This window comes from Subtercola vilae (assembly GCF_004923255.1).
Classification (GTDB): Bacteria; Actinomycetota; Actinomycetes; order Actinomycetales; family Microbacteriaceae; genus Subtercola; species Subtercola vilae.
Genome location: NZ_QYRT01000012.1, coordinates 43,250 through 66,211 on the forward strand (window position 1 = coordinate 43,250; position 22,962 = coordinate 66,211).

The following is a 22,962-nucleotide window of genomic DNA, read 5'->3' on the forward strand; positions in this document are numbered from 1 at the left end:
TCACCCCTTGACTGCACCATCGCTGAGCCCAGCGACGAGGTATTTCTGGGCGACGAGCGCGATGAAGATCACCGGGATCGTCAACAGTAGTGCGGCCGCACCCGACTGTTGAAGCATCGGGAGGGTTTGCCCGAGTTGCGTAGCGATGAATACGGGAACGGTCTTCGAGGAGGTGTCTGTGAGCACCAGGGCGGTGAGGTATTCCTGAAAGGCGAAGAGGAACACGAAGATACCGGCCGTGATGATGCCGGGGCCCATCAGCGGAATCATGACGCGGCGCAGGACTCCGATGCGTGTACAACCATCGAGCATCGCGGCCTCGTCGAGCTCTCGCGGAATGTCCGCGAAGAAGTTTCGGAGAAGCCAGATCGTGAACGGCTGGTTAATCGCGACCAGCGCTATGGCCAACGCGAAGGTGGTGTCGTAGATGCCAAGCGACCGGCTGATGTCGTACATCGGCAGCACCACGGCGAAGCGCGGCAGCGCCCGAAAAATGAGTGCGAGTACGAGGAGCAAGGCTGACACGTAGTTCGGGAACCGCGACAGAGCGTAGGCGGCAGGGATGCCGATCACCAGAGCGATGACCGTCGAGACGACAGCCACGACAAGGGTGTTCGTGAGGTAGTCGGCGAAGTAGGTGGTCTCCCACAGGTCAACGAAGGCTTGGAGGGTGGGCTGATAGCCCCCGAAGACGGGCGGGTTCGCGAATGCAACGTTGGTCGGTTTCGTGACGGAGAGCGTCATCCAGATGATCGGACTCAGGGTCAGCAGACAGAACAGGCCGAGCAAGGTGCCCGTGATGATCGGCGGCCTGCGCCTGGCCCGGTTCTTCGGCATCCCCGTTCCGCCTCTCCCGGGCGCGGGAGCAATCGTTCGTGCAGGGAGTGTTCTGGAGTTGAGCGTCATCGTAGAGCCTTCGCTTCCTTGAAGATCCCCCTGATGAAGGGAATCAACATGATGAGGATGAGGATGATGGTGAGTACGTTGATCGCGCTTCCCAGGCCGAGCTCCTGCGCGCCGTTGGCGAACGCCACAGAGTAGACATAGAGCATGATCGACTCGTTTCCGATGGCTTCCGCCTGCGGCGAGAGGGGGATCAGGTTGTCGAACATGCGCAGCACGTCCATGATCGAGATGAGCGTCACGAAACCGAGCACACCTCGGATCGTCGGGATGATCACGCTGATGTGAGTCTGCAGGGGCGACGCCCCATCGATGTTCGCCGACTCCCGCAGCTCAAGCGGCACGCCCTGTAGGCCGGCGAGAATGATGAGCATCGCGAACGGAAGCATGTGCCACACGGTGTTCGCGATGATGAGGATCGCGTTGGGCACCTGGTCGGTGAACCACAGTACCTCCCCTCCGCCCATCAGACCGATGAAGCGGTTGACCAGACCGCCGAAGTTGTCATCGAACAGCCAGGAGAAGGCGACGGCACCCACGAGGTTGGGTAGCACGTACGAGACGAGCAGCAGCCCCAGTACGATCGGGCGCGACTTCGTGAGCCTGTCGATCCCGGTCGCGATGACGTAGCCCAGCACCAGCAGAATCGCTGTCGTAATCACGGTCACCGTGACCGTGAAGAGAACTGCCCTGCCGAACCTCGGGTCGGTGAGCGCCGTGACGTAGTTGTCGAACCCGACAAAAGTGCCGGGTGTGCCGTAGCGCACGTTCTCGACGCTCCACTGGATCGTGCGGATAAGCGGGATGACGAGAAGCCCGCCCATCACCAAGAAACTCGGTGCAAAGAGCAACCAGAATTCACGCCTCTTCATCTGTTCATCTCCACTGACAGGCCGCGGCCTGGACTGGGTCCAGGCCGCGGCGATGGATTGTTGGATAGTGCTGCGGAAATTCAGCCGGCGGCAGACTCGCCGGCGGCTTGCATCTGCGTCAGACCGTCATCGACGGAAATAGCGCCCGTCAGCACCTGCACCAGGATCGGACGGATCTTGGTGGTCACCGCGGCCAGGTCCGCCGCAACGACAGGCGGCATCGCGGCCGCAATCGAATCGTTCGCGGCTTGACCGTAAGGAGAATTGTCGGCCGTCACCATCCCTTCGCGCGCCGGGTAGGCCGCCGGTACCGACGCCTTCGACGCATCCTCATTGACGGACGATGCCATCATCACGAAGAGCATGTCGGGGTCGAGTTTGGTGTTGGCAGGAATCGACCATCCGTCTATCGACAGGCGGTCGTAGGCATATTTGGAACTGTCGGTGACCTTGGGCGGAGACGCAAAGGCAAACGACGTCGACAACGTGCTGTTCTTGTCGAGGGTGAGGTCGTTCATACGACCCGAGAACATGATCGACATCGCGGCAGTGTTGTTGTACATCTGCTGCTGCACCTTGGGCTGGTCGAAGGTGGTCACCTGCGGATCCATGTATGGCTGAAGCGACTTCAATGCCTCCAGAGCCTGTTTGCCCTCAGGAGTGTTCAGGGTGACTTTTCCGTCAGAGGTGACGAAGTCGGAGCCCAGGGAGTTCATGGCAGCTTCGTAACTCGTCGAGACGTCTGCCGTCGCGAGCCACGGGAGAGCGATCGGATACTGCATGAGGCCGGCGGCCTTGATCGCGTCGGCTGCCGTGATCATCTCGGCAAACGTTGTCGGAATCTTCAGGCCGAGCTTCGCGAAGATGTCTTTGCGGTAGGCCATCACATACATCTGTGTCTGCATCGGGAGGGCATAGAGCTTTCCGTCGAAGGACATGCCTTTTTGCAGGGACGCACTGATCTTGTCGAGACCGTAGTCGCTCGCGTACTTCTTGTAGAGATCGTCGAGCGGCATGAGTTTCTTGTCGGTCGCCAGGCTGGGAATCACGAAGCCGTACGTCTCGATGATGTCATAGGAGCCCGAATCGCCCGCGAGGGTCGCAGTCGTCTTGGTGACTTGGCCGCCGAAGTCGATGGGATCGTGTTTCACTGTGACATTGCCTTTGGTGCAACTGGACACCATGGTGTTCGTGAAGGGGTCGATAGCGGACGAGTTGTACGCCAGAACGTTGACTGTCGTGGCCGAACTGGGTGCTGTGTAGTCACAAGTGACCTTGGTCGCATTCGCATTGCCGGTGCGGCTGCCCGCGCTGCATCCGGTGATGGCGAGTGCGCCAACGGTGCCCATTACTATGAAGGCTAAAACACGCTTTCTGAAAGTTGACATGCGCTTACCGTATACGTATGCATGCCACTAAGGAAAGCCTTACTTTTTCCCCTCGTTTCCCACTCAGCAACAGAATGCATACGCATACTCATACCCGGTGCTTCGCACGGGGCAGTCGGGATGCACCGCCGGGACTGGTGCGCACGTGCAACCGCTCGGTAAGACCAGTCGAACACGCCTCGATCACGGCCCACATGGGACTGTTGAAGGTGTGGATGGCTGGGCGACGTGCCCCACGGTTTGGTTGCCTGAACTGGTGTAAGGATCGAGCCTTCGCTGAGAGGCTTCATCCATGCCACGACCATTCCCTGTGGAATTCCGAATGCGTACTGTCACGCTTGTCTGAGCCGGCAAACCCGTCGCGACCACAACTCACGAACTCGGCGCCATCGGCGAGCTCGCGCAGCGACTGTCAGGCGAGGGTGAGAAAGAGCTTTTCGAGTTCTTCTACCGTCAGCGAGCTGCGGGCGGCGTCCTTCCGGTCGGCGGGTTCGTCAGTGATGCACTGGCGCATCGCGGTAGAGACGATCGCGAAACCGGCTCGGTCGAGGGCGCTGGAAACGGCGGCGAGTTGGGTGACGACGTCGCGGCAGTCTGCGCCAGTTTCTACGGCTGTGATGACGGCAGCGAGTTGGCCCTGCGCCCGCTTGAGACGGTTGGCGATCTTCCGCACGGCGACGTCGTCGCGGTGGCCGCCGTTCGTGTCTTTCGGATCTGGGGTCACGACTGGTTCGTTTCTACGTTGTGGCCGTTCTGAATCCATGCCGTGGTGCCGCCTTCGACGTTGATCGCATCGATGCCAAGGTCAGTGAGAAGCGCCGTTGCTTGGGCGCTGCGCCGACCGGATTGGCAGATGACGTGCACGGGTCTACCGACGGGGATGTCGCCGACGTGGTCGATGAGCTCCGAGAGGGGAATATTCACGGCGCCCGGCGCGTGTCCGGTCGCGTATTCGTCGGGCTCTCGAACGTCGAGGAGCATGGGGGCTCTTAGTTTGGCGAGTTGGTCGACGGTGATCTGGTTCATCGTGTTTCTTTCGTGAGGCAAGCAGGGCTGGTTGAGGTGGTTCCGGCTTTCCAGGTCTGGTATCCGCCATCGAGATTGGTGACGTCGTGACCGAGCTGGGTGAGGAGGCGAGAGGCGGTGTGGCCGCGTTGGCCCACCTGGCAGTGCACGATGAGCGGGCCGTCAGGAAGTTCGGCGTGACGGGCGCGGAGCTCGTCGAGGGGAATGTTGATGGCGCCCGGAATCGCTCCTGACGCGAATTCGGTTGCGCTCCGAACGTCGATCAGGGTGTCCCCGGATTCCTGGCGTGCGCGGAGCTTGTGCCATTGGGTAGTGCGGGTGGTGCCCGCACGCACGTTGTCAGCGACGTATCCGGCGAGATTGATGGGGTCTTTCGCTGATCCGTATTGGGGTGCGTAGGCCAACTCGAGGCGCGAGAGCCCCGAGGCGGTGATGCCGCCGGTCATGGCGGTCGCGATGACGTCGATTCTCTTGTCGACGCCGTCTTCTCCGACGATCTGGGCCCCGAGGATACGGTCGTCTGCCGGGTCGACGAGGAGCTTAACCGCCATCTGCTTCGCGCCCGGGTAGTAACCGGCATGGGATGAGGGATGCGTGTGGATCACTGTGCGCTCTCGACCGGCCGCGCGGAGACGCTTCTCGCTCCAGCCGACAGTGGCGATCGTCAACCCGAGAACACCGACGATCCCTGTGCCGAGAGCCGACGCCGCCTCTGCGTCGAGGACGCCGGCGATCGCGTCGGCTGCCGCACGGCCGTGCCGGTTCGCAAGCCCGGCCATGGTGATCAGGGCGGGAGTGTGGTCGAGAGCATCGATCTTCTCGACGCCGTCGCCCACCGCGTAGATCGATGCGTCGCTCGTGCGCTGGCGTGCGTCGACTGAGATTCCACCAGTCGGCCCGATCGTGAGCCCCGCACCGCGGGCTAAGCCGGACTCTGGATGAACGCCGCTTGCCTCAATCACCAGATCGGTGGGTACCTCGGTTCCGTCGGACAGCACGGCGATGCCCGGTCGGGCGCCCGTCACCGTGGTGTTCAGTCGGAGGTCGACGCCGTGGTCGCGGAGGACCCGTTCGACGGGTGTCACCATCTCGGGGTCGAGGGGCGACAGGATCTGGGGGCCGCGTTGCACGAGGGTCACGAGCGCTCCCCGTGCAAGGAGATTTTCGACCGCCTCAAGACCGATGTAGCCGGCACCGATCACCGTGACCCGCGCGGGCCCGTCGACGGAACCTAGGATCTCAAGCACACGATCGACGTCGTCGACGCTTCGGAGGGTGTGCGTGGGGAGTATGCCCGCTGTCGGACCGACACCGGCTGACGACCCGCCGGCAAGAACCAGCGTGTCGTAACTGGCCTCGAACTCCATTCCCGCATCGAGATCGCGAATCGTGACGGTCTGAGTGGCAGGATCAATGGCGATGACTTCGTGACGCACCCGCACGTCGAGGGCGAACCGCGCGGCGAGGGATTTTGGTGTCTGTAACAGAAGTGCCGAGCGATCCTCGATGACGCCGCCGACGTGGTAGGGCAGGCCGCAGTTGGCGAATGACACATAGCTGCCACGCTCGAGCACCATGATGTGTCGCTGCTCGTCGAGCCGGCGGAGGCGGGTCGCCGCGGACATTCCTCCGGCGACTCCCCCGACAATGATTGTTCTCATAACGACATAATACCCCCTGGGGTATATTTATTTTGAAAGGTTCACTCCGTGGACCTGAGATCGAAGGAGCGTTCATGTGTAGAGCTGTGAAGTGCCGTGTCTGCGGGAAGACGACTTGGGCGGGCTGCGGTCAACACGTCGATCAGGTTATGCGCGCTGTTCCACGAGCGGATCGGTGCCCCGGGCACGAGAAGGAACCGTCGAAATCGAAAGGCTTCTTCGGGCGACTCCTGACGAAATAGATGGATGCCCCGCATCTGAACATTCACAGCGACAGACACGCCGGAGGGCTTCCATCCAGCGCCCACCACAGCCCAGCTCAACGCCGCCATCCCCCCCAGCACCTCTTCATGGCCAGCGCACCCGTTCGCCCAAACGAACTGCAACCCGGTATCGAAACGGTGCCGTCTGCTGTGGCATTCCTGGCCGAACGACAATTCAACAGATGGGCCTACATCCGGATCTGACATTTCTCATGAGCAACAGGACCCTCCGTCACCGGGCCCGGAGGAGCAGACACCGGTCTCGGGGAGGATGAGCTGCACGACACGAGCCGCATCAGGGTCGCCTGCGAGTTCGTCGGCAATGGATCGAACCTGCTCGTAGCCGGTCAGCATCAAGAAAGTCGGGGCGCGCCCGTACGACTTCATCCCTGCAATGAAGAAGTTCGGCTCCGGTTGCGTCAGCTCTGCGACCCCGTGCGGAGGAACAGTTCCACAGGAATGAAGGTTGGGGTCGATCAACGGCGCCAACTGGCGAGGAGCTTCGACGATGTCATCCAGCGACAGGCGTATCTCGCGCAAGATCGAAAGGTCCGGCCGGAACCCGGTCGCTGCTACGACGATGTCGCCACGAAGCTCGAACGGGTTCCCGTATCGGCGCCCTGTCAGCCGAACACCCTCCTCGTCGGGGTGGGCGTCGTCGATCTCGAACAGATCGACGAGTTCAACAACGCCGCGACGAACAAGAGAATGAGTGTTGTCACCGAGTTGCCCGCGGGCGGCCAATTCGTCTGTTGCCTCTCCGAAGACCCGCACGGGGGTCGCATTTCGGATCACCCACACGATCTCGGTTTCTGGCTCCGTTTCTTTCAACTTCGCCAGAGCCAGGAGGGTATTCGCGGCCGAATGCCCTGCGCCGACGACCACGACACGGCGCCCCGCGAACCTGGCCCGTTCCGTACCGAGCACATCAGGCATCGCGTTCGCCAACCACAGTGCCCCGTCTGCGGTGGGGTTCCAGCCGGAGGCGAGGAGCCCATTCGCGTTCGAGAGGGTTCCCGACGTATCGATGACCGCTCGCGCCAAAAGGGTCTCGTCAGCAGTTGGCGTGGAGATTCGAAGGAGGAAAGGAGTATCGGCGCGGCCCATGGAGCGAGTTTTGTCCATACCCTGCCGGGACACCGCTGTCACTCTCGATGAATATCGCAGCACCGGGGAGAGCGCGGGTGTTCCGGCGAGGGGAAGCAGGTAGTCGCGCACGACCTCAGACCCCAACGGCAGCCTCCTCGCTTCGGGGGCATCCCAGCCTGCCGCATCGAGGAGCCGGGCGGCGGCCGGATCGACCACCTCAGACCACGGCGAAAAAAGTCGCACATGACCCCAGGACGACACTCCGGCACCAGCGGCTTCGCCGGCTTCCAGAATCAGGACCTCCACGCCCCTCTCGAGCAGGTGCGCGGCTGCAGCAAGGCCCACCGGCCCCGCGCCGATCACGACCACGGGGAGTCCGGCGAGGCGGGACGCTTCGCGTCTCGCCGGCACCGTCAGTGCCATCGTCACGAAAGCATCTCCTCGGTCTCGGCGGGGAGCAACTCCGACAGGAGCGCTTCGATACGGGCCCGGATGTCGTCACGGATCGGCCGTACCTCATCGATGCTCTTCCCGGCCGGATCGGTGAGTTCCCAGTCCTCATAGCGCTTGCCGGGGAAGATCGGGCAGACATCACCACAGCCCATCGTGATCACGACATCGGATTCGCGCACCTGGCCCGTCGTCAGCAGCTGGGGCACATTGCCCGTGATATCGATGCCCTCCTCGGCCATCACGGCAACCGCGACCGGATTGATCTGGTCTCCCGGTTCCGAGCCACCGGAAAGCACCTCGACCCGCCCCCCGGAGAGCTCCTTCATGAACCCCGCAGCCATCTGGGACCTACCAGCGTTATGGACACACACGAACAACACCGTCGGCTTCTCGGCCATCACCACTCCAGACATAGACGAACATCGATGCCTAGATTCTGGATCAAGACATCGACAACTGTCAATGTCTTTGTCAGACTGGTGCCATGCCCGTCGCCACACTGCTCCCCCTTACCGATGTCACGGCCTGCTGCGCGCCCATCACCCGGGAACCGCTCGGCGCCCACGACGCGGAAACGCTCGCGAAGACCCTGAAGGCTCTCGCCGATCCGGCCCGGCTCCGCCTGGTCTCGATGGTGGCCGCACACGATGGTCAGGAAGCCTGCGTCTGCGACCTCATCGAACCCCTCGGCCTCAGCCAGCCGACCGTATCGCATCACCTGAAGGTCCTCGTCGACGCGGGCATTCTCAGCCGCGACAAACGCGGCGTGTGGGCCTATTACGCCATCATTCCTGGGGCCCTGGACGCTCTGGCGGCCGCCCTGACAACTCCCTGATCGACAGGTCTGCGTCACCGTTCGCCTCGTTGCCGGAGAGAAGCTGCGACAGTTTCGAGGCCCTGCCTGAAACGTAGGGGCTTCCGGGGTTCGGCAGGTGCCGCCTGGTCTGGACAGTGAACAGCACGACACCGACCACTGCCAAGAGGAGGGCGGCGATCACGTTGGCTTTCAGGCCGGCGAAGACAAATTCGGTCGGGTCGAGGCGAAGGGATTCGAAGAACGCTCGCCCGATTCCGTACCAGATGAAGTACAGCGCGACGGTTCGGCCGGAGTGCAGTCGGAGGCGGCGTTCGAGATAGATGATCAGGAACGCGCCGGCGATGTTCCAGATCATCTCGTAGAGGAACAGGGGGTGGAACAGGGTGCCCGGTGGCAGGCCGGGGGGGAATGCGGCGTTTGTCGCCTCGATCTGAAGACCCCAGGGCAGCGTGGTTGGCCCGCCGTAGAGCTCGTGGTTGAAGTAGTTGCCGAACCGGCCGAACGCCTGGGCGAAGAGAAGACCCGGGACGAGGGCGTCGGTGAACGCCCAGAACCGAAGGCCCCTCCTTCGACAGGCGATGTATGCGCCGATGCTCCCCGCGATGATGGCGCCGAAGATCGCAAGCCCGCCTTCCCAGACGAACAGTACTTTCCAGAGGTCGGCGCCGGGGAAGAAGTAGTCGTTCGGGTGTGTGACGACGTGATAAAGCCGCCCTCCGACGATTCCGAGCGGGACGGTCCAGAGTGCGACGTCGAGCACGATGCCCTTCTCTGCTCCTTGGCGGCTGAGTCGGCGTTGGGTGAGCGCGACTGCAATGAGGATGCCGGTGAGGATGCAGAGGGCGTAGAAATGGATCGTGAACGGTCCGATATCGAAGGAGCTGATCGGGGGGCTGGGAATGCTTTCGTGCACAGTGCTCATTTCAGTTGGGCGAGGTCGTCTCGCACCGAATCGATGGCGTGTTGGGCGTTCTGCAGCTGTTCGGTGCTGCTCTGGCTGAGGTCCGAAGGCCTGGGCACCAGGCCTTCGGATAGGGGCTGCAGGTCATCGTGAAGGGGCTGCACTATCGGGGGCGCAGTGATTGCCGGAACGAGAGTCGGGGCAGTACCCGTCATCCCGTCACAGCCCGATCGTCAGAAGGTCGTGGAGTGGAATCTCCCCGGCTGCGTGCGTGAAGGTGTCGAACGCGACGGTCAACGCGACCTGCTCCTCTTCGCTGAGGGCCGAGAGGATCCGGGCCAGTTCGGTGCGCCGCGATGCCGTGACCTGGTCGACAAGCGCCTGTCCCTTCGCTGTGATGGTGATGACGATCTCCCGACGGCTGTCGGGGCTCGGTGTGCGATTCAGCCACCCCGCCGACACCATGCGCTGAACACTGCGGCTGAACGTGGACTGCACCGCACCCATCCGCGCGGCCAGATCACCGATCCGGATCTGACCGGCACCTGAAACGACGACCAGAACCCGGAACTGCGGCAGCGTGACCTCGGTCAACGCCTCGATCATCGACCGGGCCACAACGCCCAGAAGCGCTCTCGATGCGAGCAAAGTCGCGTCGACCAGGGCAATTTCACCCACCCGCTGACCACCGCCAATCCTGTGATAAGTCACAGACATATGCGTTAGCGCATATGAATTGAGTGTACCTAGTGGGAGCCTTTGTGGCTTCGGGGTCGACTGTCGGTTCCAGGGTGGGCGGTGAGTGAGTGGATGCGGTCAGGTCACAGTGACCCGCCGATCGTGAGGCCGGCGAGCGCTGCCAGAATGGCGAGCACGAGCATCCCGAACCCGTTCATCAGTGCGGCGCCCCATCGGCGTTCCTGCAGCAGGCGAACGGTCTCGAAGCTGGCTGTGCTGAACGTGGTGAAGCCGCCCATCGGCCCGGTTCCGATGATGAGGTGCCACGACTCCGCGACCGCATGGCTGAGGGTCGCACCAGTGCGATACCGCAGAAAGTTGCTGCGGCGCCCAGCAGCACTGTCATGACGGCGTAGACGATCGCGACACTGGTGCGGCCGTGGGTGAGCAGGATGCCCGTGTCGGTGGCAAGCGTGCTGTAGGTCGTGAACCCCCCGAGCACACCGGTGCCGACCAGCAGACGCACGATGCGTCGGCGTCCGTGGTCAGGCCCGGCACTCGCGAGGGTTTCCAGCAGCACGCCGAGTGCGAGAGCGCCGATGACGTTGATCGCGATGATCACGACGGCGATGTCATCGATCTGGGGTGCGCCGAGCGCGAGCAGCTCCCGGATCGCGGTGCCGACCACGCCGCCCACTGCGACCAGCGCGAGGTAGGCGGGCCGGATGTGTACCGGCCGAGGGGCCGCCCCTCTGGCCTGGTCGGTTTCGATGTCGCTGTCGACCGGGAGTTGATCGCCGCTCATGCGAGTCCGTAGGAGATCGTGGGGTTCTGTGCTTCGATCTGGGTGAGCCGGTTGTATTTCGCCACGCGTTCTCTGCGGGCGGCCGTGATGGCGTCGAGGGTCTGGCTGACGGTTCCGATCTGGTTCGGTTTGATGAGAGCCGCCGTCGAGTAGTGCTCGTGCGCGCCGTCGAGGATGCGGGCGGCGTCGGTGACGTAGAGGTCGTCACCGACGAGCTGGATCCGGTCGGCGAGGCGCCCGGAGAGCGCGATCCACCCTTCGTGGTCGTCTTCGGCGAAGCCGTCCTCGATGCTCCGGATCGGGTACGAGTCGACAAGGTTCTCGTAGTAGTCGACGAGCTCGTCGCGGGCCAGTTCCCGGCCCGCCAGCCGGTAGCGGCCGCCGCCGAGGGAGAAGCCGTTGGCGGCAGGGTCCATCGCGATCGCGACACTGTCGACTCCGGGCGTGTAGCCGGCATCGGTGATCGCGGCCACCAGCAGATCAAGCGCTTCCTCGGCGGAGTCGATCGGTGGCGCGAATCCTCCCTCGTCACCGAGGCCCGCGGCGGAATACTTCGTACTGATGCGCCGGGCGAGAGCATGGTAGATCTCCGCTCCCGTCCGTACTGCCTCGGCTTCGGTGGCCGCCTGCACGGGTGCGATCATGAATTCCTGGAAGTCGAGTGCGTTCGTCGCATGGGCGCCGCCGTTCAGCACGTTGAAGTGCGGCACCGGCATCCGCTCTGCCGAACCCGTCACGAGCGACAACCAGCGGTGAAGCGGCAGCTCTGCCCGGGTGCCGTCGAGGTCACGGAGTGCCCGGTCGAGGTCACTGATCGTGTTGTACGAATGGTGTGTCAGAAGCGTGCCGATCTCGGTTCGTACTGCGGTGACCGCGCCCTGCACGCCGAGGCCTCCGTATGCGGGGCCACCGTCGCGGAGTTCGACGGCCTCGAACGCTCCCGTCGAGGCTCCCGCGGGTGCTGATGCGACCGCCTCGAAACCGTCGTCGAGACGAAGCGACACACGAACGGTCGGGTTGCCGCGCGAGTCGAGAATCTGCTCGGCGGTGACCGTACTGATGGTGAGCGCGTGTCCTGTCGGGTGGCTGACGTATTCGCCCGCGTCGTAGGCAATAGTGCGGTTGTGGTGTCCGGTGTAGTCGTTCATCAGGTTCCTCCTTCGTGTGCCAGCAGCTCGGCGGCGGCGTGGGCGCTTTCTGTGTTCAGGTATGTGCCGGTGCCGGTGCGGGTGCGCACCCGCAATGTTTTGTCGAACGAATACACGAGCGGATGCCCGGTGGGAATGTTCAGCCGTTCGAGCTCGGTGCTCGGCGAAGAAGGCCCGCACCCTGACTTACACATCGGTAAGGGACTCCGAGCGGGTCAGCGCCTCGGCGGGCAGTCGGCCGAACAGACGGCTGCCTGCCAGCGTTTCGTATTGGGCATCTGTCATCGGTGGTGGGGCATCGGAAACCGATCGTCGCCATCGCAGAAACTGTGCATCACCGTATTCGGCGCGAACTTCGGCCTTCGACAAGCCGGTCAGGGAGCCGTAATTGCGTTCGTCGAGGCGCCAGTCGCGAAGGACACGAGCCGGCCACAGGCGCAGGTCATCGACGACCGTCTGCGCCGTGATCGTCACACGCCTCAGTTCCGAAGCGAACACGGCGTCGGGCGCGATGTGCGCGGCGGAAAGCTGCGCGGCAGCACAGTGCGCTTCGGCGACGCCTGTCTGCGAAAGACCGACGTCGAGCAGCCCGGTGAAGAGGCCCTCGGCGTTTGCGGTGTTTTGGCCGTGCCGCAGCAGCACCAGCCGGGATACTCCGGCGTCGCCCGTCATGAAGTCACCGCCCACGGGAGGGCATCGTCTGATGCGACCGGTGCCACCGGGATGACAATCACCGGCCGGTGTTGACGGTGGGCCAGATGCGCGGCAACGGAGCCGTTCAAGAACTCACCGACAGTGGAACGCCCGCTGGCGCGGCGGGTTCCGACCACGATCGCCGTCGCATCCCACTCCCCCGCGAGTTGCGCGAGAGCAGCGGCCGCGTCGCCAGCCGGTATCGACGTACACGAACACCAACCGCGCGCCGAACCGTTCCGCGAAGACGACCGCCTGCGAGACCACGACGTCGGGCATGCCCGGGAACACGCCGACGACAATGACTGGCGTGCTCACTACCGCCAAAGGTTCGGGCAGTGACGATGCGGTGGGTGACTGTGACACGGTGGGCTCCTATCTCGTGGCGCACCAAAGTGCTGAGATAGGGACTGTTGTCGACCTGGGTCGAGGTTGGTTACGGTGAGCCCCACCGCCGTCGCACCAAGGTGCTCTCTAAACATGCCACAGATGACTGGGTAGCGCTACGACCGAGACGGCTGGTGATTCCACGGTCGCAAGCGTACCCTAGGGGGGTATCCAATAGGGGAGTTGACGATGAATGTTCGAAGTGCAGGATTCACCCCAGAGATCACGACGATGAACGCCTGGCTCGTCGAATGGGGCGCGAGTTCCCGCCGCATGCCGGGCATGGACATGAGCGGCATGATGAGCCAGAGCATCATGACCTCGCAGACGGCTGAGATCACCACCATTCACACTCTGCTCGCGGGGCTCTGATCATGTTCATCATTCAGGCCGTCGGCGACGCTCTCGCCACCGCCGGGTCGATGGCCTGGCAGATTCTCTGGCCGCTGATACTCGGTTTCACCCTCTCCGGCGTCATCCAGGCACTGATCAGGCGCGAGCAGATCACTCGGCTGATGCGAACCGACTCGCCGCGCTCGCTGGTCATCGCGAGTGGCCTTGGTGCGGCATCCTCTTCATGCTCGTATGCCGCCGTGGCACTGGCGCGGGCCCTCTTTCGAAAGGGAGCCAGCTTCTCTGCTGCCATGGCCTTCGAGATCGCGTCGACCAACCTGGTGGTCGAGCTCGGCCTGATTCTGGCCTTCGTGATGGGCTGGCAGTTCACTCTCGCCGAGTTCGTCGGCGGCCCCATCATGATCATCCTGGTAGCCCTCGGCTTCCGACTCTGGATGCGTGGCAAGATCATCGACAAAGCCCGCGAGCAGGCAGAGAAGGGCCTGGCCGGCTCGATGGAGGGCCACGCCGGCATGGACATGTCGGTGCAGCAGGGCGGCACGTTCTGGCAGCGCCTCTTTTCCCGCCCCGGCATCACCTCGGTGTCTCAGTACTTCGTCATGGACTGGGCCGCGGTACTCAAAGACATCGTCATCGGCCTACTGATCGCCGGCGCGTTCGCTGCGTGGGTTCCGAAAGCCTGGCTGCAAGCCGCTTTCTTCGTCAACGATCCGACCGTGGCGTTCCTCCTCGGCCCGATCATCGGCCCGCTGCTCGCGATGATCAGCTTCGTCTGCTCGGTCGGCAACGTACCACTGGCCGCGGTGCTCTGGAACGGCGGCATCAGTTTCGGCGGGGTGATCAGCTTCATCTTCGCCGACCTCATCATCATTCCGATCATCCTGATCTACCGGAAGTACTACGGCACAAAGGCAGCCATCCGCATTACTGTCATCTTCTACGGCGCCATGGTGCTCGCTGGGTACGCCGTCGAACTGATCTTCACCCCGCTCGGCCTCATCCCCACGAATCGCAACCTCACGATCGTCGACGATGGAACCAGCTGGAACTACACCACGTGGCTCAACATCGTCTTCCTGCTGATCGGAGCTCTGCTGCTGGTCGTGTTCTACCGAAGCGGCAGCGGGCCCATGCTGAAGATGATGGGCGGCAACCCCGACGGGGGGGCCGACCACGCGGTCCACAATCACGCAGGACACTAGCCCTGAGGGGTCGCCGGAGCCACTCAGGTGATCTTCTGATGGGGGGCGTCGGGGGCATCCTCCATCGGGCCGACACCCACCGGTATTCCCGCTTCAGGATGGTTCAGGTCGAAAGCTGGCGACTCGCTACGAATGCGCGGAATGGTGGTGAAATTGTGCCGAGGAGGCGGACAGGAGGTAGCCCATTCGAGCGAGCGACCGTAGCCCCACGGGTCGTTCACGGTGACCTTCGGAGCGTTTCGGGCCGTGATGTACACGTTCAAGAAGAACGGGATCATCGACGAGGCCAGCAGGAAGGCGCCCACGGTGGAGATCTGGTTCATCCAGGTGAAACCGTCGTCGGGTGAATACGACGCGTAGCGACGGGGCATGCCCACCACTCCGAGCCAGTGCTGGATGAGGAACGTGGTGTGGAACCCGATGAACAGCAGCCAGAAATGCCACTGGCCCAGCTTCTCGTTCAGCATCTTGCCGGTCCATTTGGGCCACCAGAAGTAGAAGCCGGAGAACATGGCGAACACCACGGTTCCGAAGACCACGTAGTGGAAGTGGGCGACGACGAAGTAGCTGTCGGAGACATGGAAGTCAAGCGGCGGGGAGGCGAGGATGACGCCCGTGAGCCCGCCGAACGTGAAGGTGATGAGAAAGCCGATCGCCCACACCATGGGTGTCTCGAACGTGACCGAGCCTCGCCACATCGTGCCCACCCAGTTGAAGATCTTGACCCCGGTGGGAACGGCGATCAGCATCGTCATCAGGGAAAAGAAAGGAAGCAGAACGGAGCCCGTCACGTACATGTGATGTGCCCACACGGTGATCGAGAGTGCCGCGATCGCTATGGTCGCATAGATCAACGTCTTATACCCGAACAAGGGTTTCCGGCTGAAGACGGGGAGTACTTCGCTGATGATGCCGAAGAACGGCAGCGCGATGATGTAGACCTCCGGATGCCCGAAGAACCAGAACATGTGCTGCCAGAGCAGGGGTCCGCCGTTGGCTGGGTCGTAGATGTGCGCACCGAAGACGCGGTCGATACCGAGCGCTGACAGTGCTGCTGCGAGCACGGGGAACGCCATCAGGATGAGGATGGCCGTGACCAGGGTAGTCCAGCTGAACAACGGCATACGGAACATCGTCATACCGGGTGCCCGCATGGTGATGATGGTGGTGATGAAGTTCACGGCGCCGAGGATGGTGCCGAACCCGGAGAGCACGAGTCCGAACACCCAGAGGTTGCCGCCGTCTCCCGGGGTGAATGTCTGGCTCGAGAGCGGTGCGTACGCGAACCAGCCGAACGATGCGGCGCCCTGGGGGGTGAGGAACCCGCCGACGACAATTGCGCTTCCGAACGTGTACAGCCAGAACGCGAGCCCGTTCAGCCGCGGAAATGCGACGTCGGGGGCACCGATCTGTAACGGCATCAGCACGTTCGCGAACCCCGCGAAGAGTGGTGTTGCGAACATCAGCAGCATGATCGTGCCATGCATCGTGAACAGCTGGTTGTATTGGTCCTTCGTCGCGAGGAGCTGCGCCCCGGGTTCGAAGAGCTGAGCACGGATCACCAGAGCGAGCACGCCACCGAAACAGAAGTAGAGAAACGATTCGATCAGGTACATGTACCCGATGATCTTGTGATCGGTCGATGTGACCCATCGCACAAACACATTTCCTTTGCGCAGGGCCGAAGCGCTGACAGCGACATCGGCATGGTCACTGAGCGTGGTCATGACATTCCCCTCCGGCGGCCGGTCACACCCGTCTTCATGTTTATACACTCGTACGTTCTAGTTTGACAGGGGCATCATTTCTGAAGGCGCCCGTGTATGTTTTCTCGAACATCTGCTGATCGGAGCGCGCGTGCTACTCGAGGGAAAAACCATTGTCGTCACGGGAGGCAACAGCGGCATCGGAGAAGCGATCGTGATCGCCGCGGCCGCCGAGGGGGCGAACATCGTGATCGACTACCTCACCCACCCAGAGGAAACATCCGACATCATCGACCGCATCGAGAAGGCCGGTGGCCACGCCGTCGGTGTGCAAGCGGACGTCAGTCGGGCCTCCGACCTCCACAAGATGATCACGACGGCTGTCGACACCTACGGCAGGCTCGATGTGATCATCAACAACGCCGGCATTGAGACACGCACCTCCATCCTCGACACGACCGAAGCGGACTTCGAGAAGGTCATCGATGTGAACCTCAAAAGTGCATTCTTCGGCACACAGTTCGCCGCGAAACGGTTCATCGAACAGGGCGGCGGCGGGCTCGTCATCAACATCTCATCGGTGCACGAAGACTGGCCGATGCCGGGAAACATCGCCTACTGCGTCTCCAAAGGCGGCACCCGGATGCTCACACGAACCGCGGGCGTCGAGCTCGGCAAGCACGGCATCCGGGTCGTCAACCTGGCACCGGGCGCCGTCGACACGCCCATCAACGCCAGCACCGAAGCGAATCCTGCACAGCTGAAAGCACTCGATGCGGCTATCCCTCTCGGCCGGATGGCTAAACCCAGCGAGATCGCGGATGTCGCCGTTTTCCTGGCCTCGGGCCAGTCCTCGTATTTCACTGCCACAACCCTGTTCCTCGACGGTGGGATCATGCAGGGAAGCGTCGGACTGTGAGCGAACCACACACCTCACCGAGTGATCACTACGACGTGATTGTCATCGGCAGCGGCCCAGGCGGTGGCACCACCGCCGCAGAGGTGGCCAAGACCGGAAAGCGGGTTCTGCTGATCGAACGAGGCGACTACCTCCGACGTGAACGGGAGAACTGGGACTCGAAATCGGTGTTCGCCGAGAACCGATACGTTGCCGAAGAGACGTTCTACGATCTCAACGACAAACCATTCCGGCCCGAGCTGCACTTCTACGTCGGAGGCAATTCGAAAGTGTACGGCGCAGCTCTGTTCCGCCTGCACCCCACCGACTTCACCGGTGTTCAGCACCCCGGCGGTGTATCGCCGGAATGGCCGATCAGCTACGACGACCTCGAACCGTACTACGTAAAGGCAGAGCACCTGTACTGGGTTCATGGCAAACACGGCGAAGACCCTTTCGCTGGAGCATCCAGTCAGGACTACGCCTTTCCCCCGGTCAAACACGCACCGCGGATCCAAGAACTCTCCGACGGCCTGACGAAGCTCGGGCTGCACCCGTTTCATCTGCCGGTCGGTGTGAATCTCGTGCAGAATGACGACGGCACCGCTGCCCACGGATCAGCGTGCATCCGCTGCGACCGGGTCGATGGTTTTCCCTGCCTTGTCGAAGCGAAAGCGGATTCCGAGTCGGTCGTCGTACGCCCCGCGCTTCGCGCGAACCCCAACCTGCGCCTGCTGACCAACACCACGGTCACGAAGCTGCTCACCGACACAACCGGCCGCACGGTCACCGGGGTGGCGACTGTGAACACTGCAGGAGAGCACACCACATTCAGCGCCGACATCATCGTTCTCTCGGCCGGGTCGATTCTCTCCTCGGCGCTGCTGCTCGCCTCAGCAACGGATACCCACCCGGGCGGCCTCGGCAACAGCTCCGATACCGTCGGGCGCCACTACATGCGGCACAACAACCTCGCGCTCATTGCGTTCTCCAAAGACCGCAACGACACCGTCTTCCAAAAAACACTGACCCTGAACGACTACTACGGGCCGAGCAGCGCGTGGGAATACCCGATGGGCAACATTCAGATGCTCGGCAAATCCGACGACTGGCAGGTCAAAGGCCAGGCGCCGAAGGGGCTCGGCTGGGCACCACCAGCAGCGTACGGAATCGTCGGCAAGCATTCGATGGACTTCTGGCTCGCCAGCGAAGACCTGCCTCTCCCCACCAGCCGCGTCACTCTCCGAACCGACGGCCACATCAACCTCACCGTGCAACCCGACAACAATTCTGAGGGGCTCAAACGGCTCCGCCACACCTTCGACAGCATGCTCACCGATCTCGGCATGCACTCACAATCGTTCGAAAGAAACCTCTACCTCAGTAAAGCGATGGATGTCTCAGCCACCGCACACCAAGCCGGAACCGCACGATTTGGAACCGACTCAAGCACCTCCGCCCTCGACACGAACTGCAAAATGCACGACCTCGACAATCTCTACGTGATCGACGGCTCATTCATGCCCTCCATCGGCGCTGTGAATCCCACACTCACCATCATCGCCAACGCACTCCGAGTCAGCGAACACATCACGGGCAGGCTGAACTGACGACGCCCACGCAACAGCGCTGCCACTGCAGGAAGTGCCGCTTGGCAGACCCGAGCCGGAGTACCAACTGCGTCGACTCAGCGAAGTGAGCGGAGCAGCGCGTTGACCGCGCGCACGTGATTCGCGCTGCGCCGGTGCCCGTTCGCGGGAGACGGGTGCGGCGCCGCCAGCACCGGCACGATTATCGGATGATCGTGCAGGGTGTATGCCGGCTGCATCGAACAACGGCCAGGAAACCACGTTCCACCGGAAGCAGTCGCTCCGCGACATACCGGCCTCGATGTCATCCCTGCGCCCCCTGTGGTCTCAGCGCGCATGCGTCAGAGCGATGGAGAGCAGCCGTTCAGCGTTCTCCGGCAGGCCGGTCGAATTGCGCACCCACACCGCCGTGAGCGGACGCTTCAACGTCAGCCCCGCAACACGAACCCGCGCGAGGCGACCGAGCGTAAAGTCGTCGCGGATGGCGAGCGAGCTCAGGACGGCGGGCGCCCTACCCGATGCGACGGTCGAACGGATCGCGGTCGTCGTCGGCAATATCGAAGCTGGAGCAGCCAGGACAATCTTCGGTTCGAGTGTGTCGAGCGCGAGTTCGAGCGTGCGCCTCGTACCGGAACCCTCCTCACGAACCACCAGGGCGGTCGAGGCGAGCTCGGCGGCGCTGAGCGCACGCCGCCGCCGCGCCCACGGATGGTTCACACCGACCACGACAACGAGTTCATCGAATGCGATGACACGCGACTCGAGGTCGGATGGCACATCGGGTGTCTCGATGAACCCAATGTCGCGGGCACCCGCGCGCAACTGCTCGATGACCGCGCGACTGTTCGCCACGACCAGGTCGACGGCAGCAGGATTTCCGCTCCCCGTCTGGAATGCGATCAACCACTCCGGCATCAGATGCTCGGCGATCGTGAGGCTCGCGCCGACCCGAAGCTGCGAATGACTTTTGTCTCGGAGTGCGGCGACCGCGACCTCGAACCGTTCGGCGGCATCCAGCACGTCCTTCGCCCAGCCTGCCACTAGCAGGCCCGCCTCGGTCAGCTGCGATCCGCGGGCAGACCTCGTCACGAGCGGAGATCCGGTGCGAACTTCAAGAGCGCGGATACGCGATGAAACTGCCTGCTGGGTCACGCCGAGCGCGGTGCTGGCCGACGTCAGGCTGCCAAGCTCGGCCACCACTGCGAGCGTCTGCAGGCTCTTCAGGTCAGGCGGGTCGCTGCGGATCATCACTAACCCTCCCCCACAAACTCAGCTTGTGACCTCACAACCCTAACGCTCTTCTGCGATCACCCCGTGGAACGCAGGATTGAAGTATGTCAATAGCCCAGGCCCTCCGACCCGCCGCCCCGTCACGGATGTTCCTGCGTGAGCTCGAACGCCCGATGCACATGTTCCGGAACATCACCCCGAACTGGTATGCGTCGGTCATGGGAACGGGAATCGTGGCCAACGCAGCAGCCACGCTCCCTCTGCAGTTCGCTGGGCTTCGCATCGCGGCGACAGTGGTGTGGGTGATTGCCAGTGCACTGCTCCTTGCGCTCACTGCAGCCACGGTCATCCACTGGGTCACGAATCGGCAGACAGCCCGAACCCATCACCTGAACCCCGTCATGGCGCACTTCTACGGCGCACCCGCGATGGCCCTGCTCACGGTCGGGGCCGGCACGATCCTGCTCGGCCGGGACGTCCTCGGCGAACAGACCGCCGTCGCCGTCGACGCCGTCCTGTGGACCCTCGGCACGATCATGGGCCTGGCAACTGCTGTCGCGGTGCCCTACCTGACCTTCACGAAGTTCACGGTCGCCGCCGACAGCGCATTCGGCGGCTGGCTGATGCCCATCGTGCCACCCATGGTCTCCGCCTCGACAGGCGCCCTGCTCATTCCGTACCTACCCGACGGCCAAGCGCGCCTCACGATGCTGCTGGCCTGCTACGCCATGTTCGGCCTCAGCCTCGTCGCCTCCCTCATCGTCATCACCCTCATCTGGTCCAGGCTCACCACACACAAGATCGGTGTCGCAGCGATGGTGCCCACGCTCTGGATCGTGCTCGGCCCCCTCGGCCAATCCGTCACCGCCGTGAACCTCCTCGGCGGCAACGCCCACCTCGCCACCACCGCACCCCTTGCCGAAGCCCTGCAGGCCTTCGGCGTGATCTACGGGGTACCCGTGCTCGGATTCGCGGCCCTCTGGGCAGCACTCGCCCTCGCCATCACCCTGCGAACCGCGCGCGAACACCTCCCGTTCTCCTTGACCTGGTGGTCATTCACCTTCCCTGTCGGCACTTGCGTCACCGGACTCACCGGAGTCGCCCTACACACCGGATCCGTCGCGTTCCAGGCCGCCGCCGTACTCGCCTTCGCCGCCCTCCTCGGCGCGTGGGCAGTCGTCGCCATCCGCACCTTCCGCGGCAGCGCCCTCACCGGCACCCTCTTCGTACCCCCGGCAGCAAAGATCGGCTGAACCACCACGCACCACCTCCTCGGCCTCTGGCTCAGCAACATCGAGGATCCCCACCTGGGAGTGCGTCGGCGCTGGCGGCTGCGGCCGAACCGGTGTGCGAGCATCCCCCGGCCACCCGGATAGATTGGAGACAGTCGATGCCAGCACATCGAGAAGCTACGACAGTTTCTCGTGTGATCGGAGGTGTCGGAAGACTGGCTCATTGCCAGAGGAGAAGGGAGCTGTCGTGAGATTGGCAGTTTTTCAGGGCCAGGCGATTGCGCTTGATTTCCCCCACAACCTCGCCCTGCTTGAAGCTGCGGCGATCGAAGCGGCCGAGGGCCGGGCCGACATTCTGATCACTCCAGAGCTCTTTGCGGTGGGGTACGCGCCCGACGCGATTGCACGAGAAGTGACGGCCGACGATGTCGACGTCATTGAGCGTTCACTCTGCGACATGGCACGGCGGCATCGCATTGCCCTCGTTTTCAGCACGCCAGGGCGCGGCGATGCCACACTCCGCGGCATCACCTCCACCTTTGTCGACAGCGAAGGGGTCAGGCTCGGCACCTACACGAAGTCACACCTCTTCGGCGAGCATGAAGCGGCCGCCTTCCAGCCGGGACTGTTGCCGCCAACGGTTGTCTCGTTCGCGGGCGTCAGGGTGGGGCTGGCCATCTGCTTCGACGTGGAGTTTCCGGAGGTTGCACGTGCGGCTGCGGTTCGCGGGGCAGACATTCTGCTCGTGCCAACCGCCGTGGGTGAGGGTTTCGAAAGCGTGAGCCTGGTTCTGGTACCGGCCAGGGCGTTGGAGAACTCAATGGTGATCGCTTATGCAAACCACGCGGGAGTCGAGAACGGGTTCGCGTTCTCCGGCACGAGCGTCATCGTCGATTCAGACGGCACCATCGTCGCGCAAGCCGGAAAAGCTCCTTCTGTGATGTTCGCCGACGTTGAGGCGCGACGACCCGAGGTCGACTATCTCACCGAACTGAAGCCTGAGTTGTACGCTTCGTGGTCGGCCCTGCCCCGATAGAATCGGTCGCTCAGGAAGAACCGCTCCAGGCCGCGGGAACGATAGTCCAAACGACTTCGCTCTCCCGTTCTGTGGGGTTGCTCCACGAATGCGGTTCACGGCCTGGCACGGTCATCGTGTCTCCCTCGCCCAGCGAAACGGAAGAGCCGGCGAAACGCAGCTCGATGCAATTGCGGATCACATGAACCACCTCAACGTCACAGTTGATCGTGTACAGCTCCGCACCTCCCGTAGCGCCCGGGGAGAGCGTCGAGCGCAGCATCTGCACGCGCGACTCATTGCGAGGAGTGAGGAGTCGCTCGATCGCGTTGTCACCGCCCATATTGATCAGAGGCGCGTCTGCAAGACTGATGACCTCGTTTGAGGACGGCTCGAAAAGAGACCCGATCGGCAACGAAAGAACCTGGCAGATCGTCACCAGCGTGGCCACGCTCGGAGACGTCTCATTGCGTTCGATACGGCTGATGAACCCCGATGTCAGCTGTGTGGCGCCGGCGAGATTCGCAATGGTGAGGCCCTGCGCCAAGCGGCTGGCCCTCAACTTCGCCCCAATCAACGTCGGCAAAGGCGCGGGCGCGGGATGAACGGCTCTCACGCAACACTCCTCAGTGAACAGTTGACAACTACGGTC

General features: G+C 63.0%; 27 protein-coding genes and 1 pseudogene. 8 read left to right on the top strand and 20 right to left on the bottom strand.

Annotated elements, in window-relative coordinates; all coding sequences use genetic code 11:
- The 8 genes from D4765_RS08255 to D4765_RS08290 form a co-directional block, all read right to left on the bottom strand.
- Positions 1-837: a carbohydrate ABC transporter permease gene (locus D4765_RS08255; RefSeq protein ID WP_161580393.1), complete on the bottom strand. Its 837-nt coding sequence runs from the start codon at positions 835-837 to the stop codon at positions 1-3.
- A 65-nt stretch (positions 838-902) separates the two neighbouring features.
- A complete protein-coding gene (locus D4765_RS08260; RefSeq protein ID WP_136641814.1) occupies positions 903-1,775 on the bottom strand; it encodes a carbohydrate ABC transporter permease in 873 nt (290 codons plus the stop codon).
- Between the two features lie 80 nt (positions 1,776-1,855).
- Positions 1,856-2,959: an ABC transporter substrate-binding protein gene (locus D4765_RS08265; RefSeq protein ID WP_420824530.1), complete on the bottom strand. Its 1,104-nt coding sequence runs from the start codon at positions 2,957-2,959 to the stop codon at positions 1,856-1,858.
- A 616-nt stretch (positions 2,960-3,575) separates the two neighbouring features.
- Positions 3,576-3,887 (bottom strand): metal-sensitive transcriptional regulator, encoded by a 312-nt coding sequence (locus D4765_RS08270; protein WP_237280316.1) that lies wholly within the window; start codon positions 3,885-3,887, stop codon positions 3,576-3,578.
- Positions 3,884-4,189 (bottom strand): rhodanese-like domain-containing protein, encoded by a 306-nt coding sequence (locus D4765_RS08275; RefSeq protein ID WP_136641817.1) that lies wholly within the window; start codon positions 4,187-4,189, stop codon positions 3,884-3,886. Before D4765_RS08275 ends, D4765_RS08270 begins: the two co-directional genes overlap by 4 nt.
- Entirely contained in the window at positions 4,186-5,850 is a 1,665-nt protein-coding gene (locus tag D4765_RS08280) for an FAD-dependent oxidoreductase (protein WP_136641818.1), read from the bottom strand. The genes D4765_RS08275 and D4765_RS08280 overlap by 4 nt, the downstream gene beginning before the upstream one ends.
- A gap of 473 nt (positions 5,851-6,323) precedes the next feature.
- On the bottom strand, positions 6,324-7,625 hold the full coding sequence (locus D4765_RS08285; protein ID WP_162849201.1) for an FAD-dependent oxidoreductase: 1,302 nt from the start codon (positions 7,623-7,625) through the stop codon (positions 6,324-6,326).
- A gap of 2 nt (positions 7,626-7,627) precedes the next feature.
- Positions 7,628-8,053 (bottom strand): arsenate reductase ArsC, encoded by a 426-nt coding sequence (locus D4765_RS08290; protein ID WP_136641820.1) that lies wholly within the window; start codon positions 8,051-8,053, stop codon positions 7,628-7,630.
- Positions 8,054-8,139: 86 nt separating this feature from the next.
- Between D4765_RS08290 and D4765_RS08295 the strand changes: the two genes are divergently transcribed.
- Entirely contained in the window at positions 8,140-8,490 is a 351-nt protein-coding gene (locus tag D4765_RS08295; RefSeq protein ID WP_136641821.1) for an ArsR/SmtB family transcription factor, read from the top strand.
- Here D4765_RS08295 and lgt read toward each other — a convergent pair.
- The 8 genes and pseudogenes from lgt to D4765_RS19650 all read right to left on the bottom strand — a co-directional run bounded on the left by lgt (position 8,441) and on the right by D4765_RS19650 (position 12,834).
- Positions 8,441-9,394, bottom strand: coding sequence for a prolipoprotein diacylglyceryl transferase (lgt, locus tag D4765_RS08300; RefSeq protein ID WP_136641822.1), 954 nt, complete (start codon positions 9,392-9,394; stop codon positions 8,441-8,443). The two genes, D4765_RS08295 and lgt, sit on opposite strands and share 50 nt — an antisense overlap.
- Positions 9,395-9,592: 198 nt before the next feature.
- Positions 9,593-10,051 carry a MarR family winged helix-turn-helix transcriptional regulator gene (locus D4765_RS08305; RefSeq protein ID WP_161580395.1) on the bottom strand — a complete coding sequence of 153 codons (459 nt, stop codon included), beginning with the start codon at positions 10,049-10,051 and terminating at the stop codon, positions 9,593-9,595.
- 143 nt (positions 10,052-10,194) lie between these two features.
- On the bottom strand, positions 10,195-10,350 hold the full coding sequence (locus D4765_RS19450) for a FluC/FEX family fluoride channel (protein WP_237280317.1): 156 nt from the start codon (positions 10,348-10,350) through the stop codon (positions 10,195-10,197).
- Positions 10,351-10,427: 77 nt separating this feature from the next.
- Positions 10,428-10,856: pseudogene (locus tag D4765_RS08310) on the bottom strand (fluoride efflux transporter FluC); the annotation flags it as partial.
- Positions 10,853-12,004 carry a phosphopyruvate hydratase family protein gene (locus D4765_RS08315; RefSeq protein ID WP_136641825.1) on the bottom strand — a complete coding sequence of 384 codons (1,152 nt, stop codon included), beginning with the start codon at positions 12,002-12,004 and terminating at the stop codon, positions 10,853-10,855. The pseudogene D4765_RS08310 and the gene D4765_RS08315, both read right to left, overlap by 4 nt.
- Positions 12,004-12,198 carry a hypothetical protein gene (locus tag D4765_RS08320; protein WP_136641826.1) on the bottom strand — a complete coding sequence of 65 codons (195 nt, stop codon included), beginning with the start codon at positions 12,196-12,198 and terminating at the stop codon, positions 12,004-12,006. Before D4765_RS08320 ends, D4765_RS08315 begins: the two co-directional genes overlap by 1 nt.
- A complete protein-coding gene (locus tag D4765_RS08325; protein WP_136641827.1) occupies positions 12,191-12,676 on the bottom strand; it encodes a 2,3-bisphosphoglycerate-dependent phosphoglycerate mutase in 486 nt (161 codons plus the stop codon). Before D4765_RS08325 ends, D4765_RS08320 begins: the two co-directional genes overlap by 8 nt.
- A complete protein-coding gene (locus D4765_RS19650) occupies positions 12,673-12,834 on the bottom strand; it encodes an adenine nucleotide alpha hydrolase family protein (RefSeq protein WP_237280318.1) in 162 nt (53 codons plus the stop codon). The genes D4765_RS08325 and D4765_RS19650 overlap by 4 nt, the downstream gene beginning before the upstream one ends.
- On the opposite strand from D4765_RS19650, the gene D4765_RS19655 reads away from it, so the two are divergent.
- The 3 genes from D4765_RS19655 (at position 12,800) to D4765_RS08340 (ending at position 14,640) form a co-directional block, all read left to right on the top strand.
- Complete coding sequence (locus tag D4765_RS19655) at positions 12,800-13,039, top strand: hypothetical protein (protein WP_237280324.1); 240 nt, start codon at positions 12,800-12,802, stop codon at positions 13,037-13,039. The two genes, D4765_RS19650 and D4765_RS19655, sit on opposite strands and share 35 nt — an antisense overlap.
- A 234-nt stretch (positions 13,040-13,273) precedes the next feature.
- Positions 13,274-13,456, top strand: a complete 183-nt coding sequence (locus D4765_RS08335) for a hypothetical protein (RefSeq protein ID WP_136641828.1) — start codon at positions 13,274-13,276, stop codon at positions 13,454-13,456.
- Positions 13,457-13,458: 2 nt separating this feature from the next.
- Complete coding sequence (locus D4765_RS08340; protein WP_136641829.1) at positions 13,459-14,640, top strand: permease; 1,182 nt, start codon at positions 13,459-13,461, stop codon at positions 14,638-14,640.
- Positions 14,641-14,663: 23 nt separating this feature from the next.
- On the opposite strand, the gene ctaD is transcribed toward D4765_RS08340, so the two are convergent.
- Positions 14,664-16,367, bottom strand: a complete 1,704-nt coding sequence (ctaD, locus tag D4765_RS08345) for an aa3-type cytochrome oxidase subunit I (protein WP_136641830.1) — start codon at positions 16,365-16,367, stop codon at positions 14,664-14,666.
- A 130-nt stretch (positions 16,368-16,497) separates the two neighbouring features.
- On the opposite strand from ctaD, the gene D4765_RS08350 reads away from it, so the two are divergent.
- Positions 16,498-17,265, top strand: a complete 768-nt coding sequence (locus D4765_RS08350; protein WP_136641831.1) for a glucose 1-dehydrogenase — start codon at positions 16,498-16,500, stop codon at positions 17,263-17,265.
- Positions 17,262-18,854, top strand: coding sequence for a GMC oxidoreductase (locus tag D4765_RS08355; RefSeq protein ID WP_136641832.1), 1,593 nt, complete (start codon positions 17,262-17,264; stop codon positions 18,852-18,854). Before D4765_RS08350 ends, D4765_RS08355 begins: the two co-directional genes overlap by 4 nt.
- A gap of 77 nt (positions 18,855-18,931) precedes the next feature.
- On the opposite strand, the gene D4765_RS19170 is transcribed toward D4765_RS08355, so the two are convergent.
- Both D4765_RS19170 and D4765_RS08360 read right to left on the bottom strand, forming a co-directional pair.
- The gene (locus D4765_RS19170) at positions 18,932-19,072 is read right to left on the bottom strand and encodes a uracil-DNA glycosylase family protein (protein ID WP_161580396.1); all 141 of its coding nucleotides are present in this window, start codon (positions 19,070-19,072) and stop codon (positions 18,932-18,934) included.
- Positions 19,073-19,160: 88 nt separating this feature from the next.
- A complete protein-coding gene (locus D4765_RS08360) occupies positions 19,161-20,081 on the bottom strand; it encodes a LysR family transcriptional regulator (protein ID WP_136641833.1) in 921 nt (306 codons plus the stop codon).
- Between the two features lie 86 nt (positions 20,082-20,167).
- Between D4765_RS08360 and D4765_RS08365 the strand changes: the two genes are divergently transcribed.
- A complete protein-coding gene (locus D4765_RS08365; protein ID WP_136641834.1) occupies positions 20,168-21,316 on the top strand; it encodes a TDT family transporter in 1,149 nt (382 codons plus the stop codon).
- A 226-nt stretch (positions 21,317-21,542) separates the two neighbouring features.
- Complete coding sequence (locus D4765_RS08370) at positions 21,543-22,331, top strand: nitrilase-related carbon-nitrogen hydrolase (protein ID WP_136641835.1); 789 nt, start codon at positions 21,543-21,545, stop codon at positions 22,329-22,331.
- A 10-nt stretch (positions 22,332-22,341) separates the two neighbouring features.
- Here D4765_RS08370 and D4765_RS08375 read toward each other — a convergent pair whose 3' ends face one another.
- Entirely contained in the window at positions 22,342-22,926 is a 585-nt protein-coding gene (locus tag D4765_RS08375; protein WP_136641836.1) for a helix-turn-helix domain-containing protein, read from the bottom strand.
- Positions 22,927-22,962 lie beyond the last annotated feature (36 nt).

Excerpts from the sequence above, each read along its gene's own strand:
- D4765_RS08275 (WP_136641817.1), bottom strand. The coding sequence starts at position 4,189 with ATGAACCAGATCACCGTCGACCAACTCGCCAAACTAAGAGCCCCCATG.
- D4765_RS08295 (WP_136641821.1), top strand. The coding sequence starts at position 8,140 with ATGCCCGTCGCCACACTGCTCCCCCTTACCGATGTCACGGCCTGCTGC.
- D4765_RS08290 (WP_136641820.1), bottom strand. The coding sequence starts at position 8,053 with ATGGCCGAGAAGCCGACGGTGTTGTTCGTGTGTGTCCATAACGCTGGT.
- D4765_RS08320 (WP_136641826.1), bottom strand. The coding sequence starts at position 12,198 with ATGTGTAAGTCAGGGTGCGGGCCTTCTTCGCCGAGCACCGAGCTCGAA.
- D4765_RS08265 (WP_420824530.1), bottom strand. The coding sequence starts at position 2,959 with ATGGTGTCCAGTTGCACCAAAGGCAATGTCACAGTGAAACACGATCCC.
- D4765_RS08335 (WP_136641828.1), top strand. The coding sequence starts at position 13,274 with ATGAATGTTCGAAGTGCAGGATTCACCCCAGAGATCACGACGATGAAC.
- D4765_RS08315 (WP_136641825.1), bottom strand. The coding sequence starts at position 12,004 with ATGAACGACTACACCGGACACCACAACCGCACTATTGCCTACGACGCG.
- D4765_RS08340 (WP_136641829.1), top strand. The coding sequence starts at position 13,459 with ATGTTCATCATTCAGGCCGTCGGCGACGCTCTCGCCACCGCCGGGTCG.
- D4765_RS08360 (WP_136641833.1), bottom strand. The coding sequence starts at position 20,081 with ATGATCCGCAGCGACCCGCCTGACCTGAAGAGCCTGCAGACGCTCGCA.
- D4765_RS19170 (WP_161580396.1), bottom strand. The coding sequence starts at position 19,072 with ATGCAGCCGGCATACACCCTGCACGATCATCCGATAATCGTGCCGGTG.
- D4765_RS08260 (WP_136641814.1), bottom strand. The coding sequence starts at position 1,775 with ATGAAGAGGCGTGAATTCTGGTTGCTCTTTGCACCGAGTTTCTTGGTG.
- D4765_RS08325 (WP_136641827.1), bottom strand. The coding sequence starts at position 12,676 with ATGACGGGCGACGCCGGAGTATCCCGGCTGGTGCTGCTGCGGCACGGC.
- lgt (WP_136641822.1), bottom strand. The coding sequence starts at position 9,394 with ATGAGCACTGTGCACGAAAGCATTCCCAGCCCCCCGATCAGCTCCTTC.
- D4765_RS08280 (WP_136641818.1), bottom strand. The coding sequence starts at position 5,850 with ATGAGAACAATCATTGTCGGGGGAGTCGCCGGAGGAATGTCCGCGGCG.
- D4765_RS08285 (WP_162849201.1), bottom strand. The coding sequence starts at position 7,625 with ATGGCACTGACGGTGCCGGCGAGACGCGAAGCGTCCCGCCTCGCCGGA.
- ctaD (WP_136641830.1), bottom strand. The coding sequence starts at position 16,367 with ATGACCACGCTCAGTGACCATGCCGATGTCGCTGTCAGCGCTTCGGCC.
- D4765_RS08365 (WP_136641834.1), top strand. The coding sequence starts at position 20,168 with ATGTCAATAGCCCAGGCCCTCCGACCCGCCGCCCCGTCACGGATGTTC.
- D4765_RS08255 (WP_161580393.1), bottom strand. The coding sequence starts at position 837 with ATGCCGAAGAACCGGGCCAGGCGCAGGCCGCCGATCATCACGGGCACC.
- D4765_RS19450 (WP_237280317.1), bottom strand. The coding sequence starts at position 10,350 with ATGGGCGGCTTCACCACGTTCAGCACAGCCAGCTTCGAGACCGTTCGC.